The sequence below is a fragment of the Mesoflavibacter profundi genome (assembly GCF_014764305.1).
Lineage (GTDB): Bacteria > Bacteroidota > Bacteroidia > Flavobacteriales > Flavobacteriaceae > Mesoflavibacter > Mesoflavibacter profundi.
The window spans coordinates 1,689,043-1,701,026 of the sequence record NZ_CP061703.1 but is presented as its reverse complement, the minus strand read 5'-3'; the positions used below and the strand labels follow the sequence as shown (position 1 = coordinate 1,701,026).

The 11,984-nt window shown below is 30.8% G+C and carries 14 protein-coding genes; all 14 read right to left on the bottom strand.

The annotated features are described in order from the left end of the window. Position 1: 1 nt before the first annotated feature. The 14 genes from tsaB to cyoE all read right to left on the bottom strand — a co-directional run bounded on the left by tsaB (position 2) and on the right by cyoE (position 11,898). Positions 2 to 673 carry a tRNA (adenosine(37)-N6)-threonylcarbamoyltransferase complex dimerization subunit type 1 TsaB gene (gene tsaB / locus IFB02_RS07585; protein ID WP_106687343.1) on the bottom strand — a complete coding sequence of 224 codons (672 nt, stop codon included), beginning with the start codon at positions 671 to 673 and terminating at the stop codon, positions 2 to 4. Positions 674 to 676: 3 nt separating this feature from the next. After that, a complete protein-coding gene (locus IFB02_RS07580) occupies positions 677 to 1,993 on the bottom strand; it encodes a TolC family protein (protein ID WP_158256265.1) in 1,317 nt (438 codons plus the stop codon). Between the two features lies 1 nt (position 1,994). Next, entirely contained in the window at positions 1,995 to 3,113 is a 1,119-nt protein-coding gene (locus IFB02_RS07575; protein ID WP_106687345.1) for an efflux RND transporter periplasmic adaptor subunit, read from the bottom strand. A gap of 30 nt (positions 3,114 to 3,143) precedes the next feature. Next, positions 3,144 to 4,385 carry an ABC transporter permease gene (locus IFB02_RS07570; protein WP_106687346.1) on the bottom strand — a complete coding sequence of 414 codons (1,242 nt, stop codon included), beginning with the start codon at positions 4,383 to 4,385 and terminating at the stop codon, positions 3,144 to 3,146. A 3-nt stretch (positions 4,386 to 4,388) separates the two neighbouring features. Beyond that, positions 4,389 to 5,618, bottom strand: coding sequence for an ABC transporter permease (locus IFB02_RS07565; protein ID WP_106687347.1), 1,230 nt, complete (start codon positions 5,616 to 5,618; stop codon positions 4,389 to 4,391). Next, the gene (locus IFB02_RS07560; protein WP_106687348.1) at positions 5,611 to 6,312 is read right to left on the bottom strand and encodes an ABC transporter ATP-binding protein; all 702 of its coding nucleotides are present in this window, start codon (positions 6,310 to 6,312) and stop codon (positions 5,611 to 5,613) included. Before IFB02_RS07560 ends, IFB02_RS07565 begins: the two co-directional genes overlap by 8 nt. A 97-nt stretch (positions 6,313 to 6,409) precedes the next feature. Continuing rightward, positions 6,410 to 6,631: a hypothetical protein gene (locus IFB02_RS07555; protein WP_191072611.1), complete on the bottom strand. Its 222-nt coding sequence runs from the start codon at positions 6,629 to 6,631 to the stop codon at positions 6,410 to 6,412. Positions 6,632 to 6,755: 124 nt separating this feature from the next. Beyond that, complete coding sequence (locus tag IFB02_RS07550; RefSeq protein ID WP_191072610.1) at positions 6,756 to 7,301, bottom strand: DUF420 domain-containing protein; 546 nt, start codon at positions 7,299 to 7,301, stop codon at positions 6,756 to 6,758. A 58-nt stretch (positions 7,302 to 7,359) separates the two neighbouring features. After that, positions 7,360 to 8,103 (bottom strand): SCO family protein, encoded by a 744-nt coding sequence (locus IFB02_RS07545; protein ID WP_191072609.1) that lies wholly within the window; start codon positions 8,101 to 8,103, stop codon positions 7,360 to 7,362. Then, entirely contained in the window at positions 8,096 to 8,815 is a 720-nt protein-coding gene (locus IFB02_RS07540) for a hypothetical protein (protein ID WP_191072608.1), read from the bottom strand. Before IFB02_RS07540 ends, IFB02_RS07545 begins: the two co-directional genes overlap by 8 nt. Positions 8,816 to 8,904: 89 nt before the next feature. Further along, positions 8,905 to 9,285 (bottom strand): cytochrome C oxidase subunit IV family protein, encoded by a 381-nt coding sequence (locus tag IFB02_RS07535; RefSeq protein WP_106687353.1) that lies wholly within the window; start codon positions 9,283 to 9,285, stop codon positions 8,905 to 8,907. Between the two features lie 21 nt (positions 9,286 to 9,306). After that, the gene (locus tag IFB02_RS07530; protein ID WP_106687354.1) at positions 9,307 to 10,311 is read right to left on the bottom strand and encodes a cytochrome c oxidase subunit 3; all 1,005 of its coding nucleotides are present in this window, start codon (positions 10,309 to 10,311) and stop codon (positions 9,307 to 9,309) included. Positions 10,312 to 10,420: 109 nt separating this feature from the next. Then, positions 10,421 to 11,005 carry a cytochrome c oxidase subunit 3 gene (locus tag IFB02_RS07525; protein WP_106687355.1) on the bottom strand — a complete coding sequence of 195 codons (585 nt, stop codon included), beginning with the start codon at positions 11,003 to 11,005 and terminating at the stop codon, positions 10,421 to 10,423. Continuing rightward, positions 10,996 to 11,898, bottom strand: a complete 903-nt coding sequence (gene cyoE / locus IFB02_RS07520; RefSeq protein WP_106687356.1) for a heme o synthase — start codon at positions 11,896 to 11,898, stop codon at positions 10,996 to 10,998. Before cyoE ends, IFB02_RS07525 begins: the two co-directional genes overlap by 10 nt. Positions 11,899 to 11,984 lie beyond the last annotated feature (86 nt).

Below are 11,984 nucleotides of genomic sequence, written 5' to 3'. Positions count from 1 at the left end.
TTTATTTCTTAGATTTTACAGCAACAAAATCTTTTAAATAAAAAGGCTCAAAATAAGCAACATCTTGTATGTTGCTTTTTTTGTACGCTTCAAAGGACAAAAGACTCATTTGATTTGCAGAAGGCAACTTTTCTTCTATAAAAACTGCGTTTTTGTTTGTAATTAAATCCATTGTCTTTTTTACACCATTTCCTATAAAATAGACTTTACGTTCTTTTAAATATTCTGAGAACGAATTTTCATCTAAAACTTGTGCTTCAATAGCTCTTACTTCTTGATAATCTGAATTAAATATTTCTGAATACACTTCTAATCGTCTTGCATCTAACATAGGTATTATCAATCCGTTTTCTGCTTTTACTTGATGCGCTAAAGCTTCTAATGTAGATACTGCAATAAGAGGAATGTCTAACGCAAAACACAATCCTTTTGCTGCCGAAACGCCAATACGCAATCCTGTATAAGATCCTGGTCCTTTACTTACTGCAATTGCATCTAATTGTTGTTTTTCAATTTGCACCTCTTTTAAAACTTCATCTATATATACATGAAGTTTTTCTGCATGACTATAACCATTATCGTAGTCTTCTTTTAACGCTATAGTTTTTCCGTCTTTTGCGACAGATACCGAGCAGTTTGTGGTTGCTGTCTCTATATTTAAAATGTATGCCAATGTTTATTCTGTTATTGGTTTTCCAAGGTAGAAATCTAATACTTTTGTTTTAAAAATAAAATCGTATTTAGCATTAATTAAAGATGATTCTGCATTGACTAATCGCAATCTTGTTTGTTCTAAATCAAAAGCATTCATAGCTCCAATGTTATATCGTTCTTGCGAATTTTGAAATGCAATTGTTTGTGCTTCTAAACTAACTTTTGCTGCTTCATATGCTCTAAACGCTGCTTTTGCATCTGTAAATGCTCTTTGCACGTTAGACTCTAAATTCAACTTTGTTTGCTCTAAATTTAACAAAGCATTTTTTTCTTGAATTTCTGCCTTAGCCACATTAGTTTTATTTTGAAACTGCGAAAATATAGGTACGTTTACGTTAAGTGTAAATCTATGTCCTTTTTGGTTATTTAACTGATTGAAAAAAGAATCTTCTGTATCGTATAAGTTGGTATAAAACACATTTGAACCAAACCCATATCCAAAGGAAACTGAAGGTAAAAATCCGCTTTTTGAAATTTCTGTATTTAACTTAGAGTTTTCAATGTTTTTTTGAGCTACTTTAATTTCATTTCTATTTTGAAGTGCATAACTTACAATTGGAGTTGCATTATCATACATTAATTCGGCAGAAGGATCGTCCAGATTTATTACTTCTACATCAAAACCTTCAAAAGGTAATTGTAATAATTGCGATAAAGTTAATAGTGCTAATTGGTAGTTATTTTCGGCAACTGTTACATTTTGCACATCGTTACTTAATGTTGCTTGCGCATCATAAATATTTGCACTTGGTTGTACGCCAGCGTCTACTAATTGTTTAACTTGATCTAATTGTTTTTGTGTAAATTCTAATTGCGCTTGTGCTATTTCAAGATTTTCAATATTAAATAAAACGTTTAAATATGCATTAACCACATTTAAAGAAATATCGTCTTTAATACGGTTTAATTCTAGTTGCGACGTCTCTAAATTTAACTGTGATTGTTTGTATAGATTAGTTAATCTAAATCCATTAAATACAGTTTGACTTACGTTAATAGACGCATTTGTTGAATTATCTGTACGATCTACAAATTGTCCTGGAAACAACTCTCTATTACCTAAGCTAATGGTATGCCCTAAGTTTGCGCCAACACTTGGTAAAAATTGTCCTTTAGAGGCTTTTATGTCTTGCTCGTTACTTAATATTGTGTTTTGACCTTGTAGTATCGTAATATTATTTTGTAACGCGTGATCTACACATTCTTGTAATGTCCATTTTTTTTGAGCCGATGCAGTAAAACCTACAAACAGCAATACTACTAATGCTATCTGTTTCATCTTAATTGTTTTGGTTATCATTATTATCTTCAGATGCTTTGTTCCACACTTTTATGTTGTCACCTTCTTTAACACCGTTAGTGATTTCTATATTTATCCCATCAGATATACCAGTTTCTACATCTACTTTTTTAAATGAACCGTCTTCATTCTTTATTTCTACAAAAGGTTTTTCTGTAATTCTATCAAACTGAAGTAATGATTCTTTAATTGAAAGAATACTGTCTTTGCTTTCCATTTCTATTTCGGCATTAGCGCTATAACCAGCTCTAATTTTTGTAGACTGTTCTACCTGTACATCTGCTTTAATTGTAAATTGTACAGCACCGTTTTCTTCTATCCCTTTAGGCGCCACAAAGGTTAATGTTGCTGGAAAATCTTTTTCGTTTAATGCACCTAAAACCACTTTAATTTTTTTGCCTTCTTCTATTTTACCAACTTCAGCTTCATCAACTTTTCCTTCAAAAATCATTTTACTCATATCTGCAATGGTAGCGATTGTTGTACCTGCATTAAAGTTGTTACTTTGAATAACTTGATCTCCTTCACGAATTGGAATTTCTAGTATTGTACCAGGAATTTGAGCCGTAATATTAGTGTTTGCACTGCTTCCGCCAGACAACGATCCTTGCTTGATGATTTGATAATCGTTTTGTGCTTGTCTGTAAGTTTCTTTTGCTTGATTGTAAGACAGCTCACTGTTTTCAAAATCTTGTTTAGAGACAATACCTTTTTCAAAAAGCGCTTTATTTCTTTTATACAATGTTTCGGCATTATTAACAGATAATTTTGCAGATGAAATTCTGCTGTTAGCGCTAGCCAAATTCTGCTCGTTAGGTACAACTCTAATTTTTGCAATTAGGTCGCCTTTTTGTACTATATCTCCTTCTTCTACTAAAATTTTATCTACTATTCCAGAGATTTGAGGTTTTAACTCAATTTCTTCTTCAGGGTTTAATTTTCCTGTAGCAACAACCTTTGTGTTTATTGAAGTGAAAAATGGTTGTTCTGTTTTAAAATCTACAACAGACTCTTTATTTGAGTCGTTAAAGTATTTTAATACCACTAATAATAGTAGTACTAAAACGATACCGATTATAATTTTTACTGCTTTACTCATTGTATAGATTATTTTATTTTGATTGTTTAGTTATTCTTCTCTTAATGCTTCTATTGGTTTTATACTTGTAGCTTTAAATGCTGGTATTAATCCTATTAATGTTCCTAAAATGACTAATATGATTAAGGCGATAAATACGACTGCTATAGATACAGAAGCGTTAACAATTACAGCCTCGTCACCTTGTCCAAATGCTGAGTCTAATAGAATTAAAATCCATCCGCCAGAAATTATCCCTATAATTCCTGCTAATAAGGTGATAAAAACAGCTTCTACTAATATTTGTCGTTTTATCTCAAAAGGTGTTGCACCTAAAGCACGTCTTACACCAATTTCTTTTGTACGTTCTTTTACTGTGATTAATAGTATATTACCAATTGCAAAAACACCTGCAATTAGTGTTGCTATTCCTACAAACCATGTTAAAAATTGCATTCCTACTAAAAAGCCCGTTACTTTTTTAAACTCTTTACCTAAGTTAAAACTACCAAAAGCACGATTATCTTCTGGATGAATTCTATTTAAATTGCGAAGTAATAACTTGGCATCTTGTTCTATTTGAGCGATGTCATATTCTGGTTTACCGGTAATCATCATCCAACCAATTCTATCTCCTAAATTGTAGATTTGCTGAAAGGTTGTAAACGGTATATGCATATCACTGGTTGGTCCCATATTTACATTTCCGTTTTGAAACATACCAATCACTTTAAAATTCATGTCGTTTATTTGAACGTATTCACCAATCATTTCGGCATCCTTTTCAAATAATTGTTTATAAACTTCTTCTGAAATCACTACGACCTTACGGTTGTTATCAATATCATTTTGATTTATAAATCTACCGTGAATTAGCTTTTTTTTCTGTACTTGATCTAACAAAGGGTAATCTCCATTTAGGCTAAATGATCCTGATAGAAAATTTCTAACCACTTGTGCTTGATTTTGATTACGAGGCACAACAAACTCTATGCCTTCTACATTTTCTTCTACTTTTTTAGCATCTGTTAAGCTTAATTGTACTTGACGACCTTCTTGAAACCCTTTAAATGGTTTGCTTGTACTTTGTCCCCAAACAAAAACACTGTTGGTTGCAAAGTCACCAAATAATCTGTTAAACGAGTTTTCTAATCCGCGAGCTGCGCCAAGTAAGCCAATAAGCAGTAAAATTCCCCACCAAACACCAACCATGGTTAAAATGGTACGAAGTTTATTTTTACTTAAACTCTCGTATACCTCTTGCCATGTATCTCTTTCAAATAAAAACTTCATAATTTAATCGTTTCTAAGTGCTACAATTGGTTTTATTTTTGATGCTTTTTTTGCTGGTAAATAACCTGCAATAGATCCTGCTATTATTAAAGTAATAGTCGCACTAAGTACTAAGCTTGTACTTACACTTGGATCTTTTATAAAGTAAGGCTCTAATACTGGACCAATAAATTCTAATACGCCAACACCAACTAGTAGTCCTATGTATCCTGCTATTGTTGTAATAAGTATAGATTCTAATAGTATTATTGCAATTATAGATTTTGGTGATGCACCTAATGCCTTACGTATACCAATCTCTTTTGTTCGTTCTTTAACTATAAAAATCATGATATTACTTATACCAACTACGCCAGCGATTAATGTTCCAAATCCAATCACTATAATTATTACAGATAATCCAAAAGTCATCATACCAACTTGTTTGGTACCTTCTGCCATATTACGAATTCTTATCGCACGTTGATCTTTTGGAGATACTGTAAATCGATTTTTTAAATCCCTTTCTAATTCTCTACCAAAACTTATAGCTTGATCGTAGTCTAATTCTGGATTGTATCCTAAATTGATTTGATCTACGTAATCGTTGTTACCATAAATTAGTTGCGCTGTAGAAACAGGCATGTAAATCATACGTTCTTCATTATCGCCACCATCGTCTGTAAAAATTCCAACAACTTTATAAGGTATACCACTTAAATTAATGTATTTACCTAATGCTGTGGTTTTTAAAAACAAATCCTCTTCAACCAATCTACCTATAACAACAACTTTTGCTTTGTTATCTATATCCAATTGGTTAATGTATCTTCCATCTCTAATTTTTGTTTTTTCTAAAAATTGATGATCTGGATTTACTGCTCTTAAATTGTAAGTGTTTTTTTCGTTTCTAAAAGAAGCGTTTACATTTTTATAAATTCTTGAAGTGATATACTGTATTTTATTTCCGTACTCGTCTTCTATGTAATTTTGATCTTCGTTTTTTAATTGAATTCGTCTACCTGATTGTAACCCTTTGTAGGCTTTTGTTGTTAATCCTGTATTTATAAAAATTGAATTTGTAGCATCGTCTACAAATGCTTGCGCAAACGTATTTTTTAATCCGTTTGCGATACCAAAAAGTATCACGAAAAGTAGAATTGCAAATGCTACGGTAAATCCCGACAACAAGCTTCTAGTACGGTTTTTATTGATACTTTGAAATATCTCGCGCCAAAGATCTATATCAAACATATTGAGACGCTCTTACTTGATTAACTGCTGTATCTTCCATAATTACACCATCTTTTAGACGCACAATACGTTTACACATATTGGCAATATCTTCTTCGTGGGTAACCATTAATATTGTTTTTCCTTCATCGTTTAAAGACTGGATAAAATCCATAATCTCATAAGATGTTTTGGTATCTAAAGCTCCTGTTGGCTCATCTGCTAGTAACAGTTTTGGGTTTGCTGCTAAAGCGCGTGCAATAGCGACACGTTGTTTTTGTCCTCCAGACAACTCGTTAGGTAAGTGATGTGCCCATTCTTTTAAACCTACTTTTTCTAGATGAAACAAGGCTTTTTCCAAACGGTCTTTTCTTTTTTGACCTTGATAATATAGTGGTAACGCTACATTTTCTAAAGCGTTTTTGTAACTAATAAGGTTAAAGGACTGAAATATAAATCCTAAAAATTTATTACGATAAATAGCTGCTTTTTTCTCGGTAAGATTTTTAATTGGTACGCCATCTAAAATGTATTCGCCTAAATCTGCTTCGTCTAACATACCAATAATATTAAGTAAAGTAGATTTTCCTGAACCAGAAGAACCCATAATGGCTACCATTTCGCCTTCATTGACTTGCAAATCAATTCCTTTTAAAACATGAAGACTTGAGTCGCCAATAGGATAAGATTTGTGTAGCTTTTTTATTGTAAGCATAATTGGTGGTTTTTGATTGATTGAAGTTACTCAATATCAATTAGACTACAAAGCACAAGATTTGTTACAAGCTAAACTTTAAAAAAATGTTAAAGTTTTAAGACTTCTTTACTTTAAAATATTTCCAATACACGAAAAAGCCTAAACCAAACACTAGGATATAAGGTATAGACATTAGATATAAAATACCGTCGTTAATTCCTTTTGCTGCAGATTGCCCTTCTTCGTTCTCTAAAACTGCACGACACATAGCACATTGTGCGTTACTTTTTAGAAAAAAGAAACATGATATTATTATAAAAAGAATTTTAGTTTTCATCTGCTAACTTTTATAGTTTTTAATTGTCAGATGGAACATCCTAATTATTATTCTTCTGTATTATTAAGAATTAATCAAGGCTGTTTCATTATTTATTAGGTTAGACTGCGCTCAAACTGACAAATTATACATAATAAGGCGAAATCATTATATAAACAATAACTCCGGTAACCGCTACATACAACCATAACGGAAAGGTGATTTTTGCTATTTTTTTATGTCTTTCTATATTATTAGTTATTCCTCTTACATAAGTAATTAATACAAATGGTATGACTACTATAGATAATAGTATATGTGTTATTAAAATGAAAAAATAAATATATCTTAAAACACCTTCTCCACCATATTTAGTAGAATCGCTAGTCATGTGATAGGCTACATACATAACTAAAAAAAGCACAGATAATGTAATGGCAAATTTTATTAAATTTTCATGCTGTTTCCTTTTGCCTTTTTTGATTGCAGAAACTGCTAGCACTAAAACTATTGCTGTAATACCATTAATTGCTGCGTAAATTGGTGGTAAAAAAGTTAACGGTTCTACATCTATACCATAATCTTTTAGTTTTACTCCAAAAAGTATAGCAACTGCAACTGGTATTATGATTGAAAGTGCAACAATCCATTTGTTGTACTTTTTTTCTTCTTGTAGGTTTTCTGTATTCATAATGTCTTCTTTACACAATTTCTTTTGGGCCTCAAAGTCACCAAAAAGTGACGTTAATTTATTCTTTTAATAATTTTGCTATATCTTCTTTTAGCATTGATATTTCTTGCGGATTTCCATCTTCATCTACTTTTTCTTGTTCACTTATCACACCTTTGTAAAATATTTTAGGATTGCCAAAATTGTCTTTTCTTGATCTTAAAAATCCGTTTTTATCTACTAAAGCAAAATCGCCAGAATGTTCAAAATTTTCTACATCTACAAAGATATTAAATCCAATATTAGCAAGGTTGTAAACATCTTGCTTATCGCCTGTCATTAAATGCCAATCTGGATTAGTAATACCATAATTTTGAGCATATTCTTTAAGCTTTTCTGGTGTATCTGTATCTGGCATAATACTAAAAGATGCTACGCCAAAATCGGTTTCATTTTTAAATGTGTTTTGAATGTCTACTAAATTTCTATTCATCCTTGGACAAATTGTTGGACATGTAGTAAAGAAAAACTCTACTATGTATACTTTTCCTAAGTAATCATTATTTGTAATTGTATTTCCGTTTTGATCTGTAAAACTAAAGTTTGGAACTTTTTTACGTTTACCGTTAATTACCAAGTAGTCTAATTTATCTACAGAAGTTGGTGCTTCTGTGTTTTTTAAAACACTACCAGATCTACTTTCGTAATTTCTATTAATGTCTTTATTAGAAATTCTGTCTATAATTTTTGGTATAAATAAGATTCCGAATAATAAAATTATAAATGAAATTCCTACGTAAGAATAGTTTGCTTTTTTACTCATTTGTTGTGCCTTTTAAATCGTCTGCTCTACGTGTTGTCGAATTAAATTCTCCTTTTCTTTTTTGTCTGTATTCTGTAAAAAGCACACGTAAATCTTCTGCTGCCATTTTATTTTTAAGTTCTGATACCATTGTACAATCATAAGAGTACAAAGGATATTCTGTCTGGTTTAATTTAATTTCTCTTTTATTACGATCATCAAATCGTCCTCTTTGATTTAAATCTTTATCTATAATAAACACATTATTTGTTGCTTGATTATTATCTAATACTAAACTTGATTTTAGGCTATTAAATAATTTTACAGTGTCTAAACTATCTAGACTAACAAAGTTCCAATATTTTAAAGGTTCGAATTTAGATAGCTCTTTAGTTAATCGTTCTGTCTTTTCTTCTGCATTATTTGCAACTACCATTACAACTTGAAATTTTTTAAAACCTTGAAATTTATCATAGATTAATTCTTTCAAATTAGAAGTTTCGACAATTTTAGATTCTGGATCTGTGCCTAAAAACCCTAATACTGTAATATGATCTTTTAATTGTACGTTAGTCTGTGTAGACATTAAATTAGAAAAATCTAAGACTTGATTTTTTACAATAGGTAATGGATTATAATTGTTTGTAGAAGGATACAAAAACAATAAGAAAATTACTGGCAAAAAGAATAATACGCTAAGAATTGCTGGTTTTTTAATCTTTTTTAACTGCATAATTTTTCTTTTTTATTTGTTTTACAAAAATAAAAAAGGTGGCTTTAAAAAACCACCTTTTACCTATATTTTATGTCTAATAAATTGAATTAGAAATCTCTTTTGATAAATCCTTTATCGTAAACATCAAAAACATATCCTCCTTCTTGTAATAGTATAAATACCATATAGCAAATTAAGAAAATTCCGGTCCAAACTACAGCACGACGTAAACCTGGTGTTTCGTCTCTCATGTGCATAAAGTCCCAAGTAATGTAATATGCTTTAACTATTGTTAGTATAATAAATATCCAGTTTAAAGCTTTCATCCCTAAAACATGTGCTTCTAAAGATGCTGGCTTGTATATACCTAAAACAACTTCTATTGCAGTGATTATAGATAATAATATTAATACGCCCCAAATTTTTTGAGTGTTTGACTTAAATTTAATTAGTCCTCTAAATATTTCTAATTTATGTGTATCTGCCATGATTTTTCTTTTCTAATATTATTAAACTAAGTAGAAGAATGTAAATACGAATACCCAAACTAAATCTACAAAGTGCCAGTAAAGACCAACTTTTTCTACCATTTCGTAGCTTTTACGTCTTTCGTATGTACCAATAATTACATTAAACCAAATGATTATGTTTATCACTACACCTGACAATACGTGAAAACCGTGAAATCCTGTGATGAAGAAGAAAAAGTCTGCAAATAATGGTGATCCATATTCGTTTACTTCTAGGTTAGCTCCTTCAACGACTCTTTTTCCGTTATCCTTTAAAGCCGCTAAAGATGCTTCTCTTGAAAGGATTGTTTTTTTACCTTCTTCGTTAATTAACTGTGTTCTTACTAAAATATCTTTATTAGCTTCTAGTCCTTTAACTACGTCTTTTACTTGGAAAGGAGGTAATGTACCTTCGTCTACAAACCATAATCCGTTTTTACGCTCATGGTTAGTTCTTTCGGTAGGAGAAGCAACCACAAAATCTCTTACAGCTACTCTCTTAAATACTTGTTCTCCGTCTTCGTTAGTTTGGTATTTACCAAATTGTAAAATATTTCCTCCTTTTGTTTGTACTGCTCCATAATCTCCTTTAATAAAAGTTGCCCATTCCCAAGCTTGAGAACCAACAAAGATTATACCTCCAATAATGGTTAAGAACATGTATAGAGTTACTTTACTTTTATTTAAATGATGACCTGCATCTACAGCTAATACCATAGTTACAGAAGACATGATTAATACAAACGTCATAAACGCTACATAAATCATAGGTAATTCTTGACCGTGTAAAAATGGGACGTGAGTAAAAACTTCGTCTGCAATTGGCCAAGCATCTATAAATTTAAATCTTGAAAATCCGTACGCAGCTAAAAAACCAGAGAATGTTAAGGCATCTGTTACGATAAAAAACCACATCATCATTTTACCATAACTTGCTTTAAGTGGCTCATTTCCACCACTCCAAGTTTTACCTTCTGTATTGGTTGTTGCAACTGTAGTGCTCATAATGTTAAATTAGTTGTTAAAAAGTGTGACAAAAATAATCATTTTATTGAGTTAAAAAAATAGGAAAGTCTAAATTTTAAAGCATCTAAATAAGGTTATTCTTGATTTTTTAGTTTAGAAAAAAGTATAAGAAGAAAAATAAATACAGCCATAATATATCAACGAAATGCCAAAAAATTTCAGCTAACTCAAATCCTAGATAATTGTTAGGTGTATATTTTCCTCTTAAATGGTTAATTATTACTACTAAAATTGGAATTAATCCTGCAGCAACGTGCAATATATGCACGACTGCAATAAGGTAGATATAGCTTACAGTTACATTACTTGTAGGACCTGTAAAATTATATCCCATTTCTATAATTTGACTAAAACCTTTAAATTGATTAAAAACAAAAAACAATCCTAAAACAAATGTTACTACTAACATTATGGTTGTTAAATTTTTATTGTTTTTCTCTAGTGCTTTTCTTGCTATTATAAAAGTTACACTGCTTATTAACATGATAACTATACTAGTCCAAAAAGGTGTTGGCATAACAAAATCTTGAAGCCAATCTGGTCTAGAACTACTAACAATAAATGCACTTGTCCAACCTGCAAAAGACATGACTAATGCTCCAATACCAAAATAAAGCATCATTTTTTTTGCTCTACTGTTTTTATCTTGTTTTGTCCCTTGTGTTAAATCCATGTTCTTATAAATTTATCTAATACATATATAACCTGTATTACAGTTATATATAATACGCTAGCTAACATTAATTGTTTAGCAGCTTTTTCGGTCATTTTCTTGTAAAGTTGCACAGCATAATACAGCATAAATAATCCAAAACCAAAGACTATTAATGCAGCAACTATTGATAATTTTAATTTCCCTGTTATACCAAACACAGGAACTATAGACACTAATATGGTCCAAATAGTATATAGTATTGTTTGTATTGCTGTACCTTTATCTTGCTTACCTGTTGGCAACATAAAAAAGCCACCTTTTTTATAATCTTCAAATAAAAACCAGCCTATTGCCCAAAAATGAGGAAATTGCCAAAAAAACTGAAGCGCAAATAATGTACCTGGCTCTATACCAAAATCATCTGTTGCTGCAACCCAACCTAACATAAATGGAATTGCTCCTGGAATTGCACCTACAAAGACAGATAACGGTGTTTTTGTTTTTAATGGTGTATAAACGCTTGTATATAAAAAAATTGAAATTGCGCCAAACATTGCTGTTTGTTGATTAATTGTATACAATATTATAATTCCTAATATTGTGAACACACAAGCAATTACAAAAGCTGTATTTACAGTCATTCTACCAGAAGCTACTGGTCTATTTTTGGTACGTAACATTAAAGCATCTAAATCTTTCTCTATGATTTGATTAAATGCGTTACTTGCACCAACCATAAAATAACCGCCTAAAGCAAGTAGTAATAAAATTTTAAAACTTATGGTATCTGCGCCTAACAAATATCCTGCTATAGAAGAAAACACGACGCTTAATGATAAACGCATTTTTGTGATTTCTTTAAAATCTGAAATTGCAGAATGTTTAATTGCCGATGTTGTTGTACTCAAAATTGAAGCGTAATTTTTGCTGGCGCAAAGATACTGCTAATTGTTATTTTTACCCAATTTATACAATTAAAAAAACCACAAGGAATTTA